This window comes from Vibrio sp. C8, from assembly GCF_054051265.1.
Genome location: NZ_JBPAOE010000010.1, coordinates 1 through 20,515, shown reverse-complemented (window position 1 = coordinate 20,515; position 20,515 = coordinate 1). Strand labels below are relative to the sequence as shown.

The 20,515-nt window shown below is 41.2% G+C and carries 24 protein-coding genes, 1 pseudogene and 1 riboswitch; of the genes and pseudogenes, 3 read left to right on the top strand and 22 right to left on the bottom strand.

The features are described 5' to 3' along the window. Positions 1–56 precede the first annotated feature (56 nt). The 7 genes from prpC to ACRQQK_RS05710 form a co-directional block, all read right to left on the bottom strand. Positions 57–1,196, bottom strand: a complete 1,140-nt coding sequence (gene prpC, locus ACRQQK_RS05740) for a bifunctional 2-methylcitrate synthase/citrate synthase (RefSeq protein WP_457510399.1) — start codon at positions 1,194–1,196, stop codon at positions 57–59. A 236-nt stretch (positions 1,197–1,432) separates the two neighbouring features. Beyond that, positions 1,433–2,320, bottom strand: a complete 888-nt coding sequence (gene prpB / locus ACRQQK_RS05735) for a methylisocitrate lyase (protein ID WP_457510398.1) — start codon at positions 2,318–2,320, stop codon at positions 1,433–1,435. Between the two features lie 10 nt (positions 2,321–2,330). Next, positions 2,331–3,032 (bottom strand): GntR family transcriptional regulator, encoded by a 702-nt coding sequence (locus ACRQQK_RS05730; RefSeq protein WP_457510397.1) that lies wholly within the window; start codon positions 3,030–3,032, stop codon positions 2,331–2,333. Between the two features lie 311 nt (positions 3,033–3,343). After that, on the bottom strand, positions 3,344–4,081 hold the full coding sequence (locus ACRQQK_RS05725) for an EAL domain-containing protein (protein ID WP_457510441.1): 738 nt from the start codon (positions 4,079–4,081) through the stop codon (positions 3,344–3,346). Positions 4,082–4,450: 369 nt separating this feature from the next. After that, a complete protein-coding gene (locus tag ACRQQK_RS05720) occupies positions 4,451–5,380 on the bottom strand; it encodes a homocysteine S-methyltransferase family protein (RefSeq protein WP_457510396.1) in 930 nt (309 codons plus the stop codon). A gap of 98 nt (positions 5,381–5,478) precedes the next feature. Then, positions 5,479–6,429, bottom strand: coding sequence for an adenosylcobinamide-phosphate synthase CbiB (gene cbiB / locus ACRQQK_RS05715; RefSeq protein ID WP_457510395.1), 951 nt, complete (start codon positions 6,427–6,429; stop codon positions 5,479–5,481). Beyond that, the gene (locus ACRQQK_RS05710; RefSeq protein ID WP_457510394.1) at positions 6,429–7,796 is read right to left on the bottom strand and encodes a cobyrinate a,c-diamide synthase; all 1,368 of its coding nucleotides are present in this window, start codon (positions 7,794–7,796) and stop codon (positions 6,429–6,431) included. The genes cbiB and ACRQQK_RS05710 overlap by 1 nt, the downstream gene beginning before the upstream one ends. Before the next feature lie 107 nt (positions 7,797–7,903). Continuing rightward, positions 7,904–8,104: riboswitch (cobalamin riboswitch) on the bottom strand. 335 nt (positions 8,105–8,439) lie between these two features. Here ACRQQK_RS05710 and cobD point away from each other — a divergent pair. Together cobD and ACRQQK_RS05700 are read left to right on the top strand one after the other, a co-directional pair. Then, complete coding sequence (cobD, locus tag ACRQQK_RS05705) at positions 8,440–9,519, top strand: threonine-phosphate decarboxylase CobD (RefSeq protein ID WP_457510393.1); 1,080 nt, start codon at positions 8,440–8,442, stop codon at positions 9,517–9,519. Then, complete coding sequence (locus ACRQQK_RS05700; RefSeq protein WP_457510392.1) at positions 9,512–10,375, top strand: GHMP family kinase ATP-binding protein; 864 nt, start codon at positions 9,512–9,514, stop codon at positions 10,373–10,375. The genes cobD and ACRQQK_RS05700 overlap by 8 nt, the downstream gene beginning before the upstream one ends. Before the next feature lie 7 nt (positions 10,376–10,382). On the opposite strand, the gene ACRQQK_RS05695 is transcribed toward ACRQQK_RS05700, so the two are convergent. From ACRQQK_RS05695 to ACRQQK_RS05640, 12 genes and pseudogenes are all read right to left on the bottom strand, one after another. Continuing rightward, positions 10,383–11,183 carry a PhzF family phenazine biosynthesis protein gene (locus tag ACRQQK_RS05695; RefSeq protein WP_457510391.1) on the bottom strand — a complete coding sequence of 267 codons (801 nt, stop codon included), beginning with the start codon at positions 11,181–11,183 and terminating at the stop codon, positions 10,383–10,385. Between the two features lie 36 nt (positions 11,184–11,219). Continuing rightward, positions 11,220–11,678, bottom strand: coding sequence for an exoribonuclease R (locus ACRQQK_RS05690; protein WP_457510390.1), 459 nt, complete (start codon positions 11,676–11,678; stop codon positions 11,220–11,222). A gap of 151 nt (positions 11,679–11,829) precedes the next feature. Then, positions 11,830–12,255, bottom strand: coding sequence for an N-acetyltransferase (locus tag ACRQQK_RS05685; protein ID WP_457510389.1), 426 nt, complete (start codon positions 12,253–12,255; stop codon positions 11,830–11,832). A gap of 65 nt (positions 12,256–12,320) precedes the next feature. Continuing rightward, entirely contained in the window at positions 12,321–12,836 is a 516-nt protein-coding gene (locus ACRQQK_RS05680) for a lipocalin family protein (RefSeq protein WP_457510388.1), read from the bottom strand. 90 nt (positions 12,837–12,926) lie between these two features. Continuing rightward, a complete protein-coding gene (locus ACRQQK_RS05675) occupies positions 12,927–13,466 on the bottom strand; it encodes a hydrolase (RefSeq protein ID WP_457510387.1) in 540 nt (179 codons plus the stop codon). 234 nt (positions 13,467–13,700) lie between these two features. Further along, positions 13,701–14,276: an NAD(P)H-dependent oxidoreductase gene (locus ACRQQK_RS05670; RefSeq protein WP_457510386.1), complete on the bottom strand. Its 576-nt coding sequence runs from the start codon at positions 14,274–14,276 to the stop codon at positions 13,701–13,703. Between the two features lie 48 nt (positions 14,277–14,324). Further along, the gene (locus ACRQQK_RS05665; RefSeq protein WP_457510385.1) at positions 14,325–14,684 is read right to left on the bottom strand and encodes a MerR family transcriptional regulator; all 360 of its coding nucleotides are present in this window, start codon (positions 14,682–14,684) and stop codon (positions 14,325–14,327) included. 122 nt (positions 14,685–14,806) lie between these two features. Next, on the bottom strand, positions 14,807–15,202 hold the full coding sequence (locus ACRQQK_RS05660; protein ID WP_042482233.1) for a GFA family protein: 396 nt from the start codon (positions 15,200–15,202) through the stop codon (positions 14,807–14,809). A gap of 195 nt (positions 15,203–15,397) precedes the next feature. Next, positions 15,398–16,015 carry an HAD family hydrolase gene (locus ACRQQK_RS05655; RefSeq protein WP_457510384.1) on the bottom strand — a complete coding sequence of 206 codons (618 nt, stop codon included), beginning with the start codon at positions 16,013–16,015 and terminating at the stop codon, positions 15,398–15,400. A gap of 105 nt (positions 16,016–16,120) precedes the next feature. Next, positions 16,121–16,600 (bottom strand): GNAT family N-acetyltransferase, encoded by a 480-nt coding sequence (locus ACRQQK_RS05650; protein ID WP_457510383.1) that lies wholly within the window; start codon positions 16,598–16,600, stop codon positions 16,121–16,123. 146 nt (positions 16,601–16,746) lie between these two features. Further along, a pseudogene (locus ACRQQK_RS05645) lies at positions 16,747–16,857 on the bottom strand (hypoxanthine phosphoribosyltransferase); the annotation flags it as partial. A gap of 213 nt (positions 16,858–17,070) precedes the next feature. Continuing rightward, positions 17,071–17,361, bottom strand: coding sequence for a YkgJ family cysteine cluster protein (locus tag ACRQQK_RS05640; protein ID WP_457510382.1), 291 nt, complete (start codon positions 17,359–17,361; stop codon positions 17,071–17,073). Between the two features lie 133 nt (positions 17,362–17,494). Between ACRQQK_RS05640 and ACRQQK_RS05635 the strand changes: the two genes are divergently transcribed. Further along, a complete protein-coding gene (locus ACRQQK_RS05635) occupies positions 17,495–17,827 on the top strand; it encodes a PBPRA1643 family SWIM/SEC-C metal-binding motif protein (RefSeq protein ID WP_042482227.1) in 333 nt (110 codons plus the stop codon). 50 nt (positions 17,828–17,877) lie between these two features. On the opposite strand, the gene ACRQQK_RS05630 is transcribed toward ACRQQK_RS05635, so the two are convergent. The 3 genes from ACRQQK_RS05630 to ACRQQK_RS05620 all read right to left on the bottom strand — a co-directional run bounded on the left by ACRQQK_RS05630 (position 17,878) and on the right by ACRQQK_RS05620 (position 20,334). Then, positions 17,878–18,489 (bottom strand): DsbA family protein, encoded by a 612-nt coding sequence (locus ACRQQK_RS05630; RefSeq protein WP_457510381.1) that lies wholly within the window; start codon positions 18,487–18,489, stop codon positions 17,878–17,880. A gap of 66 nt (positions 18,490–18,555) precedes the next feature. After that, positions 18,556–18,912: a GFA family protein gene (locus tag ACRQQK_RS05625; protein ID WP_457510380.1), complete on the bottom strand. Its 357-nt coding sequence runs from the start codon at positions 18,910–18,912 to the stop codon at positions 18,556–18,558. 591 nt (positions 18,913–19,503) lie between these two features. Further along, positions 19,504–20,334, bottom strand: coding sequence for a DUF2971 domain-containing protein (locus ACRQQK_RS05620; protein ID WP_343352726.1), 831 nt, complete (start codon positions 20,332–20,334; stop codon positions 19,504–19,506). Between the last annotated feature and the right edge of the window lie 181 nt (positions 20,335–20,515).

Genomic DNA, 20,515 nt, shown 5'->3' with positions numbered 1-20,515 from the left:
TTTAATGTGTATTAAACAAGACGCTGCACTTTATAAGTACAGCGCCTTTTAGACGGTTAACTGCGTTTTTCGATTGGAACCCATTCTTGATGCTCTGGGCCGGTGTAATCGGCGCTTGGGCGAATAATTCGGTTATTCGCACGTTGCTCGTACACATGTGCTGCCCAACCAGTTAAACGACTCATCACAAATATTGGCGTGAATAGCTTAGTTGGAATACCCATAAAGTGATAAGCAGAGGCGTGGAAGAAATCAGCGTTACAGAACAGGTCTTTTTCACGTTTCATCACGGCTTCAACACGCTCTGAAACGGCGTAAAGTTGCTTATCACCAACGAATTCAGAAAGCTCTTTTGACCAACGTTTGATCAGCGCGTTACGCGGATCGCTTTCTCGATAGATAGCATGACCAAAGCCCATAATTTTGTCTTTGTTCGCCAGCATTCTCAGAATGTTTTGTTCTGCTTCATCCGGAGTCTGCCAGTTCTCAATCATTTCCATCGCAGCTTCGTTTGCACCTCCATGCAGTGGTCCACGTAGCGTGCCGATTGCGGCAGTCACACACGAATGCATATCAGATAAAGTAGAAGCACAAACACGTGCAGCAAAAGTTGAAGCATTAAATTCGTGCTCTGCGTAAACGATAAGCGAGGTATGCATTACCTGTTTGAACAACTCACTTGGCGCTTTATCTGTGAGCATTTTTAAGAAATAACCACCAATTGAATCTTCGCTGCGATCTTCGGTATCAATGCGCACACCGTCGTGGCTGAATCTGTACCAATAGCAGATTATAGCTGGGAACAAAGCTAACATACGTTCTGTAGCGGCAACTTGTTGTGAAAAATCTTGTTCAGTTTCTAAGTTACCGAGCATTGAACAACCAGTACGCATCACATCCATTGGGTGAGCGTCTGCTGGAATTAATTCAAGTGCATCTTTTAGAGGTTGAGGTAAACCACGTAGGCCAATCAGACGCGTTTTGTATTGATCTAATTCAGTTTGGTTCGGCAGATGCCCTACTAACAGTAAGTGAGCGACTTCTTCAAACTGCGCATTGTTGGCTAAATCTGTGATGTCGTAACCACGGTAAGTTAGACCTGTGCCTGTTTTACCAACCGTACATAAAGCGGTGCTTCCAGCACTTTGACCACGTAGGCCAGCTCCGCCTAGCTCTCCTTTAGGGGAATGAGGCATGTTGAACTCCTTTTTTCGCTTTGCTTTGGGCTGTAAAAGCCGACCTCTTTGGATCCACCTCTTGGGTGCTTTAGCTCAGCAGTTTCACGTTATTGGATAATTAGCGAAAACGTAAGCTGTACGTTTTCTATGTTTCTTTGCTTTTTTAAAAGCCTTGTCTAAACACTATTTTCAGTTTTCTTGGGCTTCCCTACTCACTGCAAGACAATCAATAGGGATTTAATTTTTAATTACTTCTACTTGCTAAACAGTTGGTCTAGCTTGTCTTCGTAACTGTGGTAATTCAGATACTCATACAACTCTTTTCGCGTTTGCATACTATCGAGCAGAGCTTCCTGATTACCGTTTTCCAAAATATGGCTGTAAACCATTTCAGCCGCTTTGTTCATTGCACGGAATGCACTGAGCGGGTAAAGCACCATATCGACTTTTGATTTCCCTAGCTCTTCGCAGTTGTACAGAGGCGTTTGACCAAATTCAGTAATGTTGGCAAGAATTGGGACGTGTTTACCTGTTGCTGAATGCAGAGCCGTTGAAAAACGTTCATATTGTTGAAGTTCCGTCATAGCTTCTGGGAAGATCATATCTGCACCCGCTTCAACACAAGCAATCGCACGTTCAATGGCACTGTCCATACCTTCCACGGCAAGCGCATCAGTACGAGCCATAATCACAAACTCTGGGTTATAGCGAGCATCAACCGCGGCTTTAACTCGATCTGCCATCTCTTCCAAACTAACAATGGCTTTATTCGGGCGGTGACCACAACGCTTTTGCGCTACTTGGTCTTCCATATGCACCGCCGCTGCTCCCGCTTTTTCCATTGCTTTAATAGTGCGACCAATATTGAAAGCACCACCAAAACCGGTATCAATATCCACGAGAAGTGGCAAATCACACGCGTTGGTAATGCGGTCAACATCGACCAACACGTCATTGAGTGTGGTGATGCCAAGATCCGGTAATCCGTATGACGCATTAGCGATACCGCCACCAGAAAGGTATATCGCTTGGTGACCTAATTTTTTCGCCATCATGGCGCAATATGGGTTTATAGTACCGACAATCTGCAATGGGTTACTGGTTTTAACTGCAAGTCGAAACTTTGCTCCTGGGCTCAACATGTGATTCTCCTTAATCTAGATCTTTAGCTTCGCTTAGAATCTGTTGTTCTATTAAACGTCGGCTTCTTGATATGTGGCGACGCATCAGCATTTCTGCCAGCTCTTCATCTCTATTTCGAATCGCTTGCAGGATAAATTTGTGTTCGTCCAACGCTTCAACAGGACGAGACTGCGCACGTGGTGACTGGTATCGATACATACGCAGCAAGTGATACAGCTCATCACACAGCAATGAAATCAATTGACTGTTACGGCTTGCCTTTATAATGCGATAGTGAAAGTCAAAATCACCTTGCTGGTGGAAGTAAGACGCACCATCAACTTGATCAATATGTGCCGAATGTGTCGACAATAGTGTTTCTAAGCCTGCAATTTCGATTTCGGTGATATTGCGAGCAGCAAGGCGAGCCGCCATACCCTCTAATGCCTCACGCACTGCATATAATTCGACGAGTTTTTCAGATGAGAATTGAATAACGCGCGCACCAACATGTGGAATACGCTCGATTAACCCTAAACCTTCGATGCGCATTAGGGCTTCACGCAAAGGCCCACGGCTTACTTCAAAACGCTTAGCGAGCTCAGGTTCAGAGATTTTGCTACCGGGAGCAATCTGACCTTCTACAATCGCTTCAATCAAATACTCAGTCAGGTTTTCTGATTTGGTATTTTCTTTGTCGTTGTTGGCTGGCTTTTTTAATTCACTATTCATGTTATCTCTTCATCTTGCTTGTTCAGCGCTCTACTACTTACACGCTCATCAAGGAATGAAGTTACTTTAGCCGATCAGATTGTCGACAATCAAGCCAATTGTCGACAACTTAGACTAAGGTATAACATTAGCGATTGTTTATAAAAGACAGAAAAACACCATAAGCAACTGTATTTAAATGATTAAGTAAAGTATTTACTTTTATGGGGAGAAACTTAATTGTCGACACTACCAATAGAAAACTAAATGTGTCGACAATAAATCAGTGAACAGACCTTTGATATGAGAACAAGGCTTGATAACGAACAAAATCAAAGAAGAGTAAAGTCGACACTAGGAAGGGATTCGAATCCAGGTTTCGCAAAATAGTACCCTTGCATTAAATTGATACCGGCATCTCTCAAGAAAATCATCTCTTCTTTGGTCTCGATACCCTCTGCAAGTGGCGTAATATTCAATTCTGCAAACATAGCTAAACAGTGTTTTATTATCACTTGTTTAACAGGGTCTTTATCGATGTTTCGGATTAACTCCATATCCAATTTAGCGATGTCTGTTTGAAAGCCCGCCATAAGATTTAACCCTGAGTAACCCGATCCAAAATCATCTATCGCCGTTCTGAAACCCAAGTTTTTGTAACACTCAACAATGTGTTTTATGTGTTCATTATCTGTAATTTTCTCTACTTCCGTAAATTCAAACATGATGTTTTCGATTGGGAAGTTATACTCCTTCGCGGCTTCTAACGTAGTACGAATACAAAGTTCAGGTCGATACACAGCATTAGGCAGGAAGTTAATACTCAACACAGAATCAATATTAAGCTTTGACGCTAAAGCAATTGCTTTAACTCGACAAAGTTGATCAAACCGGTATCTGTTTTCATCATTCACCTTCTCAATGACAGAGAAGGCCGATTCATTTTGTGTTCCCCTAACTAGAGCTTCATAACCAAATACCGTTTTGGTCGAGTATTGAATTAATGGCTGAAACGCCATCGTAAAATCAAAACCAAGATCTTTATTCTCTAAACATTGTTTGCATGACATTTTGTTGTGGTCCGCAGGTTCAACTGTTTTATCCATCATATCTTTTAGTTTTAAGACGTTATTTATATTGAAGTTAGCTGCTAGAAGACATTTAAGCAAAACCTATTAGATGTTCGTTTAGCAAAGAGCACAATTTGTATTCATTACCGATTGAACAAGGATTACATACCAAGTAGTTGATATGGCATGTATATGTGGTCATTCGACCTCACTAATTGAAACCCTTTAGAGAGGGCTTCATGATTGGGCGCAAACAAGGAAGAGCTACACAGGTTAACTCTCCCCTATAAACAGCTGACATTAATAACGAATAATCAGTTTAACTAACTTATTAATGTTGACTTAAGGCTTCGTTTGTCCAATCTGCTTTTATGGGCGCAGATAATCGGAAAAATGTTTGCTCAATTCGTTGATGTGTTCCGGACCTATGCCGCAGCAGCCGCCAATTAAACTCGCTCCCTGTTTGTGCCATTTGTCTGCAATTTCTGCGTACACGGTTAGATTGAGATCATCACGGAGTTCATCTAAACCATCATTTGCTGTTGCATCTTTTGTTGTTGGGGGAAATGCGTTGGCATAAACGCCAAGTTGAATCCCTTCGGCATCAAGCGATTCCAACGTCGTTCTTGCAACAATCAAAGCGTCTTCCATAATTTCAGGTTGGCTGCAATTGAACAAAATCGCGTTCACATTCAGTGCAGCCATCGCTTCAACCGCTTGCTTAACCGTCTCACCAGAACGAAGCTTAGGTACTTCCGTTTTCTCACTGTCATCTAGAGTAAAAGAAACCCAAAACGGTTTATTTCCAATGCCCAGCGCCCTTACCTGCTGATAAATCGTAGTGGATTCTGCTATCAGACTCTGAGTTTCCGCTAGCCATACATCAATATGAGCATCGAGCCCTTTGATAAGTGGCGACGCAATTTTTTCAGCATTTTCAGGTTGATAGAGATCTGCACGATAAGAGCCAAACAGTGGAGGAATAGAACCCGCAACTAACGTCTGCTTACCTTCAGCAATGACCGCGCCTCTGGCTACCTTGCCTGCTCTGTCTGCTAGTACCTCAGCTTGAGAATCGAAACACTCTTGTCCGATGTGGAAAGGCACAAGTGCATAACTGTTGGTAGTAATAACTTGTGCGCCATTTTGAATGAATGAACGGTGAACTTCGCCGACAACTTCTGGCGCTTCCATCATCGCCAACGCTGACCATTCTGGTTGACGAAACGGCGCACCACGGCGCTTCAATTCTCTGCCCATACCGCCATCTAATATGGTAACCAACAGCTGACCTGACATACAAACTCCCTTATATTATTTTTAGATGTATAGACGTCTGCAGACTAATATGTCTTGTTCAGCGAATCAATCGATTTTACAAGTTCAAACGGTTATCCCTAAATTAGAATGGAATAAGCAACAGAAAATAGAGCCAGAGCTAAGGTCGACGTTAAGTACATTAAACGAATAGATTGAACAATATCCTCAGGCTCTATCTCCCTAATGCTATCTCCAATCCAAGGTTTTTCGACTAACCGTCCAAAGTAGCTACTTGGGCCACCAAGTTGCACGCCAAGCGCTCCTGCAACAGTTGCTTCAGACCATGCACTGTTTGGACTTTTATGTTGGTATCTGTCACGCCAACCAATTGTGAACGCAGATTTGCCATTGCCCCCTAACAAACAAGCTGATAAGGAAAACAACAGCCATGAGAGTCGAGCGGGAATGAAGTTCGCTAAATCGTCCATTCGAGCCGATACGAAGCCCAACTCTCTGTATCGTTCGTTTTTGTAACCAACCATAGAATCGAGCGTATTGATCGCTTTATAGGCCATCGCAAGTGGAACGCCACCGATAAATAGATAAAATAGTGGCGCAATGACTCCATCTACGGTGTTTTCAGCCACGGTCTCAACTGTTGCTCTGGTGATCTGTTTTTCGTCCAGTTGACTGGTATCACGCCCTACTATGTAGGAAAGTTTGAGTCTAGCTTGTGAAAGATCATGAGTACGTAGTGGGGCAAGCACATCTTGAGCTGCATCTTTTAAGCAGCCTGTCGCGAGTATTGTGAATGCAAGCCATACCTCTACTCCCGTGCCGAGTAGCCAATGGATGCCATAACAAAAATGAATTATCGCCCAGGTAACCAATCCAGCAGTAACCACAATTGATATCCATAAAATCCCGCCGGCAAAGTAAAGCCACACTTTACTTTTGAATATGTGGCGAAGTCGTTTCTCGACATTGGAAATGGCCATACCAATTAACCGAACAGGATGTGGCCAACTTTGGGGGTCACCGATTAGCAGGTCGATAAAGAACGCGGTGATATAAATGCTCAACGCCATCACAAGCTCCGCGCTCTTGCAAACCACTCAAGTAACATTTCTGGTGACTGTGCAAAGTGAACATGCAAGTACATAGCCAAAGTATTGCCAACTTGATAGCCTCCCCGCCACGTTGCAACCACTTCACCTTCATGAACTTTGGTAAGCGTAAATGCCGGTTCCATATCCGTATAAAAATCAGAATAATGAAACTCGTGACCGCGTAACTCATTACCAGAAACACATAACAAAGTGTCTATGTCTGCTTTAGCATTGCAATATCCGAAGCGACTCAGTTTGTTCGTCATGATGCTTTGACCAGATAAAATCCCGACCATGGGGTAGATTTTTTCTTCACTGTCAGACAGCGAACTACCCAGATACATCAAACCACCACATTCAGCATAAATTGGCAAATTGGCTTGATGAGCTGCAAAAATCGATTGCAGCATCGAGGTATTTTTCGACAACTCCTCAGCGTATAACTCTGGATAGCCACCGCCGATATACACTAAATCACATTCAGGTAGTTTAGAGTCAGCCAGAGGGCTAAAAAATAGGATTTCAGCTCCACTGCTGACCAACAAATCGAGGTTAGCTTGGTAATAGAAGTTAAATGCTTTGTCCATTGCCACTGCGACGGTCAGACCTTTTCCCTTACCTTCAATCGTTTGATAAACCGTGTGAGAAGAACCTTGATGAAGTTCAGAACGAGCAACACTAAGCAATCCATCAACATCGACATACTGCTCAATAGCATCGGCCAGCTCATCCCATTGAGAATCCATATTTTGTGATTCTTGCGCAGTCATCAAACCTAAGTGACGAGAAGGAAGTTCAACATCGGGTAGCTTAGGTAACCGACCAAACGCAGGGATATGACAATAGGTTTCTACAGCCTGTTTTAGAAGTTGGTAGTGACCATCGGAGTTAACGTTGTTGAAGACAACCCCTGCAATGCTGATCTCTTTACCAAACTGTTGGAACCCCATAACAATGGCTGCGGCCGATGTCGACATAGCTTTGCCGTCAACAACCAAAATAACAGGGCAAGATAGAGCTCGAGCTGTACCCGCGCTACTACAATAGTATGGATCTGTACCATAGCCATCGAATAATCCCATGACACCTTCAATCACAGCGATATCCGCATTTTGTGTTTGTTGATGGAATAAAGCGTTTACAGTCTCCTCATCGAGCATGAAGGAATCTAAATTATGCGATGGAACTTTGGCAACTTTGCTGTGCCACGCGGTATCAATGTAATCTGGGCCCACTTTAAAAGGCTGAACCTTAAGATCACGACGACATAAGGCTCTTAATAAACCTAATGTGAATGTTGTTTTACCGCTTCCGCTGTTTGTACCCGCTATAAGTAATGCTTTCATAGTCCACTTTCAATTACTTTTCTGAATGGACGGTAGGCGCTTGAAAAGTCGTAGGATCTTGGTGTCAGGAACCTGCTTCTCTCACTCTCTTCCCACCGAAGGAGTTATTGATTGAGTTCAACTTGATTCGTCTTCTGGCTTAGCGTCAACCTTATTGGTCCCTTCCCGTTTTAAACGATAAAACAGTGGTATAACCAAATCGTCAGCATTACAGCAGCGGGGGCTGCGGAGGATTCTCACCTCACTTCCGTAATCCCTTGAGGGATATATACCCGTTCTAGGGCATAACCAAATTGAAATGTTTTGTTTCGATAACTAAAACTACTACATATCTTGTTGCTAAATCTCACTATAGGCTTGTTTCAAACCATGACAATGAATGTTTACAAAACTGTAATCTCCAAGATAAAAACTTGTGAGGCTAACCTGAACAAGTATTTAAAACAGCATCTTACAGAGTCGATGAAAACATACAAATGGTAATTTATTGCTATTGCGGAATTTTCAAATATGTTAATTTGCGCCAGCATTAATTGAGATTGGCGGCGTTGTACAGAAACACGCAACACTTTTGTTTAAGCCCATGTCGTTAAATTAACGAGCTAACACAAATTCAACTCGATATAGCTTTAAGGCAACTAATATGGCGATAAGTGGACAACACGGCGGTAATGTCCTGCAAATGGCAAATCAATTTGGTCTCGCTCCAAGCGATGTCATTGATTTCAGTGCAAACATCAATCCTCTGGGTATGCCCGGAGGATTAAAGCATCTACTTGTAGAAAACTTATCGCGCTTAGAGCAATATCCCGATATTGATTACCACCTGCTGCACCGCCAGTTGGCTCGTCACCATCAGTGTTCACAAAGCCATGTGATTGCTGGCAATGGCGCAACTGAGCTGATATTTCTTTGGGCGCAATATGTAAAGCCCCAAAAAGCACTGCTCGTTGAGCCGAGTTTTGGCGAATATCGCCGTGCGCTCACACGCGTTGGCTGCAAAATCACAAATTACTTGCTGCGTGAAGAGGAAGAATTTCGCGTTACCAAACGTATTCTCACCGCTCTTTCACCGGATCTTGATTGCCTGTTCTTGTGTACACCTAATAATCCGACAGGGCTGCAACCCAATCCGGATTTGCTGATTGAAATCTTAAATCGCTGTGACGTCATGGGCATCAAGCTCTTTGTCGATGAATCGTTTCTCGACTTTATGCCCGAGACTAAGAGTCTTTGTAGACATCTACCCTGTCACTCCAATCTTTACATTTTGCGCTCACTGACCAAGTTTTATGCCTTGCCCGGTTTACGTTTGGGATACATGCTCTCTTCCGATGCAAAGCTTTTACAACAGATTCGAGAACAAAGAGAACCGTGGACAATAAATGCTCTTGCTGCATTGGCAGGAGAGGTACTATTTGATTTCATCACCTATCACCAAACAACCTACGACTGGCTTGCCAAAGAGCAAAGTTATCTATTGGGTGAATTGCAACAGTTTGAGCAAATCAAACTCTATAAACCTTCGGCGAATTACATCTTTTTTAAACACTCAGATAGTCAGTCGACGCTGCAAGCACAGCTAATGAAACACAGCATTTTGATTCGTAGCTGCGCTAACTACATTGGTTTAGATAAGAGCTTTTACCGTGTGGCAATTAAATCAAGAGCAGACAATGAACGATTAGTGTCAGCCCTTAAGAAGGTGTTTAATTATGGCTGAAGCGAGCTGCCCAGCTTCGTGCGGAGAGCTAATTCAAGGATGGATTTCCGGCGGTGAAAAGCTTGTGTCTTGCCCTATTGATTGGTTCAGTACCGTCGAAGTCAGCTCAGGTTTGGCTTCGCTAAGTAATCAAAGATCGATGATGCGCAAAGCGCTGGAGTTAACCCTAAAGCAACTCAATATACCAAGCGCAGAATCTCAGCAATTAAAGATCGACTTTCACTCTACGATTCCCGTAGCAAAAGGTATGGCAAGCAGCACCGCCGATATCGCTGCCACAGTTGCTGCAACCTATCGCTACTTTCAGTGTGACTACACAGCAGAACACCTTGCTTCCCTTTGCGCTCAACTCGAACCCACCGATAGTACCATGTTCAAGGCCCTAACCTTATTTGATCACAACCAAGGGATTGTGGCTGCTCAATACGGTTCGATGACAAATCTTGATGTGTTGGTCTTGGAAAGCCCTATACAGCTAGATACAGAGGCATACCACAAGGTGGTTCACCGCCATTCATTGATGAGTTCTTCATTGAGATTAGATACGGCGAACACTGATCTGGCATATGCCATTAAATTGCGCAACCCGAGTCAACTTGGCAGAGCAGCAACCGCAAGCGCCATTGAAAGTCAGATCATTTTGCCTAAACCTCGCTTTGAACAACTACTCGACATTGTAGAAAAACACGACCTGTACGGGTTAAATGTTGCACACAGTGGCAGTGTGGTTGGACTACTTTTTGACGGGAAAATGCACGATATTGAACACGCTATTTTCGATATGGAAAATCTGGGAATACGACATTCTTATCCCCATTTTCATCACTGCAAGATGGTTGACGGCGGTGTTCGCTAAACGAGCTTTATCTAACCCGCATCTGACCTTGTAATACCGTCACCGCCTTTCCTGAAAGCTTTACTGTTTTGGCGTCGATCTGTTCTACGTCAACAAAACCACCTCTGCGTGATGCTTGGTAAGCTTTCAGCTTTGTTTTATTGAGAACTTTTGACCAATAGACACTCAATGCACAGTGTGCCGAACCAGTGACGGGATCTTCGTTAACACCGACCCAAGGTGCAAAATATCGGGACACAAAATCCAAATCATCTTTAGATCTAGCGGTAACTACAATACCTCGGCCTTTGAGTTTAACCAAACCACTAAAATCGGGATTAAGTTGATGTAAGATTGCTTCGTCATTAACAACGATCAACTGTTTAGAATCGAAGCTACCGTAATCAACAATCTGCGACGTTGATATACCTAAACGTTCAATGAGTTGCTGGTCAATTTCCACGTCCATCTCTAATTCAGGGGCAGGAAAAGAGAGATGAATATATTCAGTTCCCAACTCAGCAGTTAACACACCAGATAGAGTGTTAAACTCAATACAATCGCCAACTTGATACAGCCCCTGCTCTTGCAAAACATGGGCAACCGCTAGGGTGCCGTGACCACATAGCTTTACTTCAACCTCAGGAGTAAACCAGCGCAACTGCATTGTGTCTGTCGCCAAAAATGCGGTCTCTGAGACCGCCATTTCAGCCGCAATAGCGAACATTGTCGATTCTTCTAGCGAAGTATCGGTAATACACACACCAGCAGGATTTCCTTTGAAAACTTCAGAAGTTAATGAGTCAACCTGATATACGTATAGCTCCACGGATATTTCCTTATTTTCCAATGGTTGATCGTTGATCTAATCTTGAGGATTTTGCTTTGCGTTGATATCCGCATAAGTGTGTAACAGCTCTGTAAGCGCATTGACCCAACCAAATGCATCGACGGGCGCTTTAGCGAGTAGCTGTTCAACCAGTTCACAATGTGTTTCAAGCGTTATCGCTTGCTCCAGATTGAACGATATCGCGTAGAAGTGCCAAAGAACTAAGCGAGTCATTCTTTCACTGTTCTGTTTAGCATTTTCTGAATCATCAAAAGCTTGCTGAATTTCACTTAGCGCAATGGCTGTCATACGCAGCATTGCATCTAAACGCGCAGACATCATGCGTTCTTCACTATCAACTTCTTCTTGTTCAAACGTAAAGATTTCATTCATTGCGTCTTCAGGAACCATTTTGCTGATCATTCTCACGCTGAATTCTTCCAATTCATGGCGAGGCATAGTTACAAGGCAGTCAAAGGTGTAGTCACGAATCATAGTGGTCTTCTGGCGGATAGTTATTCTGAGCGCGTATTCTAATCGTTAGCGTTAGGTTTACCACCCTTTTTACAGCTGTAGTCCGTTTAATAACACATCAAATCTTGCTCTGAAGAGAGTGGATCATTCACAGCTTAAAGTCATTTACCGCTTACACATTAAAACTCATGGTGAATTCTTGATGCCCAGTATGAGGATCGGTTTGTTCGCTCACCACTTTGAAACCTTGCGATCGATAAAAGTCATAGCTCGCTTGGTTTTCTTTGTACGCATTGAGGTCTATTGTTTGACGTAAAGTTTTAGCGTGATTGATGAGTTGCTTACCAATACCTTTACCTTGCAGTTCAGGTTTGACAAAGATTGCAGCTAGGTTGTTCTCATACAATGCATAAAAACCCACAACTTCAGAGTCAAGTTCATAAACGTAAGTTTCCGAAGCTGGAATGTAGATGTCACGCATATTGCCTATTTGCGAGCGCCAAAAATCTTCCGGTACAAAGCTATGAGCTTTAATCGAAGCAGAGAGCCAAATTTCAATGACGGAATTTAGGTCGTTACCACTGCATTTTCTAATCATTTTTAAACTCTATTTCATCGACATATTGAGAACGCTCTTGGCAGGGCTTTTCAGTCAAACAGGCTTTATTCCTGCTCAACAAAAATTAGCTTATCTGTATCAAAACCACGCTCTTTTGCCATTTGGACAAATTGAGTTATCACTTCAGGTTCTACAGTTGGCGTTCTCGCCAATAGCCAAAGGTAGTCAGTATTAGGACCTGAAATAAATGCATAGTTATAGTTGTCACGCTCCAAAGCAAAGACTACATAAGAGCCGTAAAAAGGGCCGAAGAAAGAAACTTTGAGGTAGCCTTCTGATTCGCTATTTACAAAGTAAGCTTTCCCTTCTGCTTCTTTCCATTCATCATCGCTTGCCGAATAGCCTCTGTTTAGCACAGACACTCCGCCATCATCACGAAGAGAATACTCAGCAGTTACTTGACTTAATCCTTCTTCGAACGAGTGATCTAAACGTGCTATTTCATACCATTTGCCAAGGTAGTTTTGAAGTTCAAAGTCAGTAACAGGCTTTACTGTTTGCGGCATTCCCAAACAGCCACCTAAAATTAACGAGCTAATGATGAGCAAAATTTTTTTCATTGGAGTCTCCAAAATCTAGGTATCAACTACAAACACCAATTCAGCACGGGGGTTAAGGTTACTTACAATCAATTGATAGTAAGCCACTAACTACTTAATTAAGCTAAGGATATCTCTAAACTCTGGTGCGCGGCAATCTTCAACTAACTCGTAAAGACACATTTCTAACCCAGTAATATCGACACCTGAACCAGCTAATTTTTGTATAGCAAGATCTTTATTCGATTGGTCACGAGAAGAAACACAATCAGAGACTAGATGAACGTCAAACCCCATATTTTTGAGATGGATAGCCGTTTGATAGACACATATGTGCGCCTCAATCCCACAAATCAACCACGAGGTTTTACCGGATGTTTTAATAGCTTCTACAAAATTGGGCTCTCGACAGGCATCAAAAGTAAATTTAGTTATGGGGTTGCGATCATTCAGTAGAGTTTGCAACTCTTCAACTGTCTGACCCAGCTTGTCTGGGTTTTGTTCTAACCAAAAGATCGGCAAACGAAGAGCTTGAGATCCTTTAATTAATTTTGCGCAGTTTGATATCACCACGTCACTGTTGGACACTAATCTGGCCAGTTTACCCTGAACATCTACGATAATAAGACCCGTATTTTCCTTGTTAAGCATGCACACTCCTTAGCCAAACCAATTATTGTTAGTGCCATACTGATAATCAAACACACACAACTCAAGAACAATGTAAAATTTCTGCATAATGGTGATTATTCACAAACACCATGGTATTAGCCAAAATCTAAATTAGGAACCCTCGTTTTACAGAAACGTTTATTGTCGCTATTTCATTCACTTTATGGCTGGCTAAACATTCCCGATTAAAAGGAAACTAAGCTAGTACATCATTCAACTTATATTGCGCGCTAACTTGGCAACTTTATTCAACCAATCTTTCCTATGATCGCTCTTAGAATGGATAACGGGTCCAAAGTAAGTTGCAGATATATTTTTAATACCAGAGAAGTCCAAAATAGAGTGTTTTAGCTGTTTATATATTGCATTCCCTTTTACGTACCTGTACCAAAGAGGTGGACTATCGAGTGTAATAATGAGTTCTGAAGTACGTCCTTTCAGCAACTTTTCCGGATATGATTTCCCTTCTACATATTTGAATGAGAAACCCGGTAAAAAGGTTCTATCAATTACACCTTTAAATTTTGCAGGGATCGTTCCCCACCATACGGGGCTGATGATAACAACATGTTCTGACCACTGGATCTTCTGCTGAAATTTCAATAGATCGGGTTCCAAGGCAGTAACTCTGTCATATCCCTCGTCTAAACTTATTTCAAAATTCAAATCACCGATATTAATTTGTTCAACGGTGTGGTGCTCTTTCGCAACAGAGATATATCGTTCTGCCAACGATTTGCATAAGCTAGTAGACTTGGGGTTGGCATTAATAACCAATACTTTTTTCATAAACTTGCACATTCGATATAGATAGAAAAATGCAGTTTAAACTCTTACCTATAGGTCAGAGTCAAGCTCTTGAACACACTTATCAATCGAAATTCGATAACTTTTAATACGTTGAATTTGAAGCTCTAACTCTTTTACATTCTGTTCTACCACTTGTTGTTTTTGAATCAGAAAATCACTCACCGATTTCCAGTCAAAATCATCTTGCTTGCCTTTCAATTTAGCCAATTCGGCAAGTGATATACCAAGACTTTGAGCCTCTTTAATTATCTTTATGAGATTGATATTTTCTTGAGTATAAACCCGATACTTTCCTGATCTTGAAACCCTCAACAGCCCGAGAGACTCATATAATCTTATTGCTCTTTGAGTCGCTCCCGTCTGTTTAGATGCCTCATTGATAAACACATGAAATTCCTTATTTTTAGTCAAGTTCAGGCATGACGCTGCTTATGCAAAATGTATTTAATTCAACGCTAAACACCAAGCGTTGAATCCTTGTATAGCGCAAAGTTTTTGAACTAAAGAGCCTAGAATTCTGGATGCTCACAGAACTGTTTCGCATCATCGCCAATTTTTAACCATTTGGGCTTTTCAGACGTAAATTCATGAAACTGATTTTCGATATCCAGTTCACCATCGAAACAATTTGCTGAAACTGGAAATGACTTACCGTCAGATAACACCTCACCAAGTGACGTCCCACAAACAGAACAAAAACATCTATTGTATTTATATGGTTCAACAGCCTTGTAGGTCGCGATTTTATCCCTACCATTAGTGATTTTGAAAGAATTAGAATTTACAAAAACTAATGTACTGGCTCCAACTTTACGACAGCGGGAACAATGGCAAGTGCCCATCATGCTTGGTTTTTCACTCAGCTCAAACTGAACGGTTCCACAGCAGCAGCTTCCTTTAATCATTATCATTTTCTCCTCTTTTAAGACGCAGTTTAAAGACTTAACGCTACAAACAGTAGATTATGAAACTGTATAAATCAACAGTACTTAAATGTGTAAGTACAACAGAAGTAACGAAGGTGCCCAGCCAAGAAAAAACCTAAAAATAACAAAACGGAAATTAACCACCATAAGCTAATAGCAAACGTTGTTATGCCATTAAATCTGTACACCTAATGACCTTAAAGCTTGATCACACTGGGAAACATTTTCAAACTGGATAGCAGCCATCCCAATTGATTCTGCTCCTTTCACGTTATATGGCATATCATCTATGAACACTGTTTGCGACGCTTTTAGTTCATATTGAGAAAGCAGAGTCTGGTAGATTTCTGGCTGAGGCTTCAATAATCCCACATCTGCAGAAACTATTGCACCATCGAACAAATCCCAGAATGTGTAGGTGTTTTTTAAGTGGGAGACAATTTCGTGAACATTATCGGTTAACGCTAGAACATTTAAGCCCGCAGACTTACAGCGTTTAATTAGGTCAACAGAGCCATGGATGAGTATTTGAGTTTGTTTCACGTAATAAAACAGGCGCTCACACTCTAACTCAGTTAGCCCTAGAGCTTCCTTATATTGAGCTTTCGCATCATTTTCTGTTATTTGACCTTTATTCAAACGAAACCAAGTTTCAGACTGAAATATTGATTTCGCTTTCTCTTCAACAGCGTTGTTGTCTCCAAACGTGAGCCTGATAATCTCCAAAGGGGCCCAACGAACAACAACATTACCGATGTCGAAAACGACGTTTTTAATCTCAACAGAACTCATTTAATACTCCTTTTAAAAAACACACTAAAGGGTAAAAACTTACTCAGTTTGTCGAACCAAAACTGCGGAAAAATGATAAGCAAACTGATTCAAAAGATGTAGCAGTTACAACGTATCGATGTTCTTTGCCATATTAAAGCCAGTAATAACAAAGCCGATTTCTTTATACAGTTGGAGGGCTCGATCATTTTGATAGGCCACTCTTAGCTTTATTTGATTAACTCCGACTTCTTGTAACTGTTTTTCCAAAACTGACATAGCTTCAGTTCCATATCCCAAGCCACGGTATTCAGAGGAAACAAAAAAGTCATATATAAAGGTAGACTGTTCTGTAGCATTAATTGAATGCCACAAATAACCTACAAGATTCAACTGTCCATCAACCTCAGCATCAATGCATAACAATGAATGTTCACTACCTTTGAGACCATCAGGAAAGCAACGATGCAGTTCCTTTTGAGCCAGCTCTTTTGCTAGAACTATAGAATGGCCATAATTCGCTGCTATTTCCTGACTATAATCATCGATAAAATACTGACAATAAGCCGGAAACTCTTCTTGCTGCATTTGTCTAAGCACAACCATATTTGTTCCTTTTATGCGATAGTTCAGCGCGCATTTGACGCGAGCCATAACAGCAGTGCGTTAAGGCACCGAGCTAACTATCTAGTTACTCTATAGGAAGACTATTTCACTAATTTCGATATGTAAGGAATATTCCTTAATTCGTCTTACCGAGGTAAACCATACCCAACAAGTAAATCGTCATTTGTCATTTCATAGGCGTAGTATTGTGTCACTGGTATATCGACACGACTTGGCTTAACAAACAACGTAGCAACTTAAAGTGTTTTGATTTTTAGAGTATCGGACTACGTAGCCACATACCCTACCCACTTACGTCGTAAATACAACATTCAACCGTAATCTAAAAATTTTAAGTGTTGGGAGCAGTCTACTCCTTTCTTAAAATAGTTTGCACGGTTCATTCTCTTAAACCTCCTCAGTAACGAGGAAACAACCCAGCAACAAACTTGTTTAATTAAATTACTGTTTTATAGGAATTTAACCCGCTCATCCAAGCATTCGTTAGAGCCCATTTCGAATTCTCGACATATCCAAGGACGATTTTCATAAATTGAACACATTAAGGTATCTCTGTCCAAAGCAGAACACCAACCGTCTTCTAGTCGCATCATTGTCTCCCCCCCATACTGGTCACGTTGGATAAATTCTTCTGGCACGCCAGTATCTGAAATAATCATAACTTCGAGACGACAGCAACATGCTTTGCAATTTGAGCAAGATACATCTGAAGAAGAAGGATTTTTTGTTGGTATAATCATGAATCACTACAATTTGGGCAATTGCGCATGATAGCGTAATCCAATACATATGGTAGGAACTTCTTTATCAAATTTAATAGTTCCGTATAATCCCGACCCAATTAAGCCACACCAACCTATCAGTGAGTTGCAAATGTCCAAACTATTTTTCAAAGGTCGAATCGATGCTAGACAAAACCACGTTATTTCAGGCTACAACGTAAAGCGTGATGTAAAAGCAGGTACTGAGGAGTCTCCAATCAATGTAGTCGTCCCAACACTAGCTCGTAAAGCAGAGATCGAAACATTGCTGTCTGAGCACTCTATTGTGGCTCATATTGTCGTGGACTCGGAGCAACCGGAGAACACGGTTGAATTAGATACGCTATTGAATAAACCTAAAACGGTTACCTTTGACAAAACACCAAACCGCAATGAACCATGTATTTGCGGAAGCGGCAAAAAGTACAAAAAGTGCTGTGCTTAAGCTCTTTATAATTCCGTTTAAAACGTAGCGAATACGTCTTAAAGCGTTTGTTATATATTTACTTGGGTAAACCGCTTAGAAAGCTCCTCTGACTTGCAATATCCAAGTGCTAAAGGATAAGCCTGGTTACTTTCAGAAACATAGAAAAGAGATGGGAACCCACTTACTTGCAAACGACCTGCTATATGTAAATGCTCCTGAAACTGTTGTTCTATTTCTTTCGATTTCAATTTGAGTGCGAACTGGCTTTCACTCAAATTGAGCGACTTAGCGCAGTCAATCAATGTTTGATTCAACGACGGGTTTTTAGCTTCAAAGTAATAAGCTGATTGGATAGCTTTTACCATTTTCTCAGAGCTACTTTCTACCATGTTCTCAGCGGATATTACTGCCCTACAAGCTTGATATGTAGAACGATAAGGTATATTCAGCTCCCAGTAACTATGATTAAAAGTTACGTAAGATACCTTCTCGATTTGATACCAATAAGAAGAAATTGTTTGCTTCAGATTACCATCCATAGGCTCATCATTATCAGGAGCTAGGCCACCCATTATCCAGTCAACCTCTGCCGTAGGATGCTGTTCCAAGAACTGTTCCAACTCAGGTTGAAAAGCAAAACACCAAGCACACATAGGATCCATAACATATATAAATCGCATGGCATTACACTCCATTTTAGTGGGAACATCTCTTACACATAACGTTAAGCTAAGGGACTTGTTATATTACGACTTAATCGCTGCCCCATTAAACACCTCAAACGGTATTGATGAAGCATCAACACCATCAATGCAACCGATATTTATACGGTAGTAACCTGGTTGGCGAAGTGTTTGATGAAACGTATAGATGCCACATTTGTTGCAAAAGTGATGTTTAGCTACTCCGCTACCAAATGTATATGTTGATAATGCTCCATCTTTTGCCTTAATACGTATTTGTTCTGAAGAGATCGCAAAACCTGTCATAGTTGCTCCTTTTCGAATGCAAATAGAGCAATTACAACGTAACCCTTTAGTTATTGCTGGAGCATCAAATTCAAACGATACTGCTCCACAATGACAACTTCCTGTATGTAACATAGTACAATCCTTCTTCAAGTAACATAAAACCTTGTTAAGGTGTTATGCACTCAATAAGTAAGCATATGCATACAACCTTAACCACTAAAACCAACGCATAGTAATAATACCACGCGTTGGGAATCCCTCTTGAGCCGTTTGTTATGTTGAGATCACATTACTATCTAATTCGCCACACGTACTGCACACGACTTTACCCTTGCTAATATTCCCTGAGCAATTAGGGCACGATCGTTCGGGCAAACTAGGATCATAGTAAGTATCAAGCCTCTTGCACTCACTACCATCTTGCTGAGCACAACTTGCAGACTTATCTTTTGACATAGAGAACACAGCTAGCAATAAGAAACCTATACCACCCAAAATAATTATTAGGAATATAGCTAGTGGTAAAATGCCTGACATCGCAAGAAACTCTATAATCCCCTGATTTTTACTCATATGACCTCGTAGTAGCTTGAGACAAATAGCGACATAACGCCCAGTTAAGGGGTGAAGCACGCTATAACTAAGCGTCTGCATTGCACTTCAACACCGAAGTCAACGCATAGTAAAAATGCCATGCGTGCTGAATCCCTCTTGAACTGTTTGTTAAATTTCTTTTATTGCCAATCGACCATCCCCAATTAGGAATACTTGTTTTAGTTTAATATGTTTGTGATCGTCCCTTAACCAACCGCAAACGGTATCAATGTCGTCGGCAGACATACGGGCGCCAAAAATTATGCTTTTAAGAGCCTTAACAGGGAAATTTGATACTTTATGACTACTTTGAGCTGGTAAACCTACAACCTCTCCTTTTGCATTGGACAATAGCCTATATTCACTTTCGTAGCTCCAATCGTCAGTTTTAGTAAGAAGTGCATTAAAAGCTGAGGACTCATCAATACCATCTAAAATATCTAAATACTTGATTTGTGATACATAATCCACTTCCCATGCCCTTCCAAAATAGTCATTATTTGTAGAAAACTCTAAACAGAAACCTCGATGGTTATTAGCGTAATGAGCCCACATCAACACACTCAGAGGTTTACTGGATAAACTGTAAATTCCCCATTTTGAATCGATAATTTTATAAGTCTCATCTCTAATAGCTTTCGTACGAGCTAAATGTCCATCAAGTGATATTGTATTGTAGTATTTAAAATATTCTTCCGCCGTAACCTTAGGGCTTAGATTCTTTTGAACTTCGTATGCCCAGTGTCGATGACGAGCTTTATACTCTAAATCGTTCAAGTCCCCAACGGAAAGTTGGAATTGACACTCGAAAGGATCATTTAACTCACTGGGAAAAGGAAAGTAAATTTCGCTATTTTTGAAAATTGGTTCTATGTATTTAGTATTGTCAGGGTCGAATGCCCTGTACTTGTAAAGAGATTGTACCCCTAAAGACCTAGCAGATTGCTTTTTATTATCCATTATCAACCTCATTCGTTTAAAACAAAATGATCATACTAAACCAAATGACTATAAGTAAAACAGCTGTTTTGAATTACTGGATACTCGGAAGTATCTTTGAAATTTAACGCTAAGCTAAGTGGCTGCAAACACCACCAAACCCAAATTAACCACCCTAATCACACTAGCCAATTGAACCAAA

Coding starts and splice junctions, on each gene's coding strand:
- ACRQQK_RS05670 (WP_457510386.1), bottom strand. CDS start 14,276: ATGAAAAAAGTATTGGTTATTAATGCCAACCCCAAGTCTACTAGCTTA.
- prpC (WP_457510399.1), bottom strand. CDS start 1,196: ATGCCTCATTCCCCTAAAGGAGAGCTAGGCGGAGCTGGCCTACGTGGT.
- ACRQQK_RS05720 (WP_457510396.1), bottom strand. CDS start 5,380: ATGTCAGGTCAGCTGTTGGTTACCATATTAGATGGCGGTATGGGCAGA.
- cbiB (WP_457510395.1), bottom strand. CDS start 6,429: ATGGCGTTGAGCATTTATATCACCGCGTTCTTTATCGACCTGCTAATC.
- ACRQQK_RS05680 (WP_457510388.1), bottom strand. CDS start 12,836: ATGAAAAAAATTTTGCTCATCATTAGCTCGTTAATTTTAGGTGGCTGT.
- ACRQQK_RS05700 (WP_457510392.1), top strand. CDS start 9,512: ATGGCTGAAGCGAGCTGCCCAGCTTCGTGCGGAGAGCTAATTCAAGGA.
- ACRQQK_RS05655 (WP_457510384.1), bottom strand. CDS start 16,015: ATGAGTTCTGTTGAGATTAAAAACGTCGTTTTCGACATCGGTAATGTT.
- ACRQQK_RS05640 (WP_457510382.1), bottom strand. CDS start 17,361: ATGATTATACCAACAAAAAATCCTTCTTCTTCAGATGTATCTTGCTCA.
- ACRQQK_RS05620 (WP_343352726.1), bottom strand. CDS start 20,334: ATGGATAATAAAAAGCAATCTGCTAGGTCTTTAGGGGTACAATCTCTT.
- ACRQQK_RS05690 (WP_457510390.1), bottom strand. CDS start 11,678: ATGATTCGTGACTACACCTTTGACTGCCTTGTAACTATGCCTCGCCAT.
- prpB (WP_457510398.1), bottom strand. CDS start 2,320: ATGTTGAGCCCAGGAGCAAAGTTTCGACTTGCAGTTAAAACCAGTAAC.
- ACRQQK_RS05725 (WP_457510441.1), bottom strand. CDS start 4,081: ATGTCATGCAAACAATGTTTAGAGAATAAAGATCTTGGTTTTGATTTT.
- ACRQQK_RS05730 (WP_457510397.1), bottom strand. CDS start 3,032: ATGAATAGTGAATTAAAAAAGCCAGCCAACAACGACAAAGAAAATACC.
- ACRQQK_RS05635 (WP_042482227.1), top strand. CDS start 17,495: ATGTCCAAACTATTTTTCAAAGGTCGAATCGATGCTAGACAAAACCAC.
- ACRQQK_RS05650 (WP_457510383.1), bottom strand. CDS start 16,600: ATGGTTGTGCTTAGACAAATGCAGCAAGAAGAGTTTCCGGCTTATTGT.
- ACRQQK_RS05660 (WP_042482233.1), bottom strand. CDS start 15,202: ATGATTAAAGGAAGCTGCTGCTGTGGAACCGTTCAGTTTGAGCTGAGT.
- ACRQQK_RS05625 (WP_457510380.1), bottom strand. CDS start 18,912: ATGTTACATACAGGAAGTTGTCATTGTGGAGCAGTATCGTTTGAATTT.
- ACRQQK_RS05675 (WP_457510387.1), bottom strand. CDS start 13,466: ATGCTTAACAAGGAAAATACGGGTCTTATTATCGTAGATGTTCAGGGT.
- ACRQQK_RS05710 (WP_457510394.1), bottom strand. CDS start 7,796: ATGAAAGCATTACTTATAGCGGGTACAAACAGCGGAAGCGGTAAAACA.
- ACRQQK_RS05685 (WP_457510389.1), bottom strand. CDS start 12,255: ATGATTAGAAAATGCAGTGGTAACGACCTAAATTCCGTCATTGAAATT.
- ACRQQK_RS05630 (WP_457510381.1), bottom strand. CDS start 18,489: ATGCGATTTATATATGTTATGGATCCTATGTGTGCTTGGTGTTTTGCT.
- cobD (WP_457510393.1), top strand. CDS start 8,440: ATGGCGATAAGTGGACAACACGGCGGTAATGTCCTGCAAATGGCAAAT.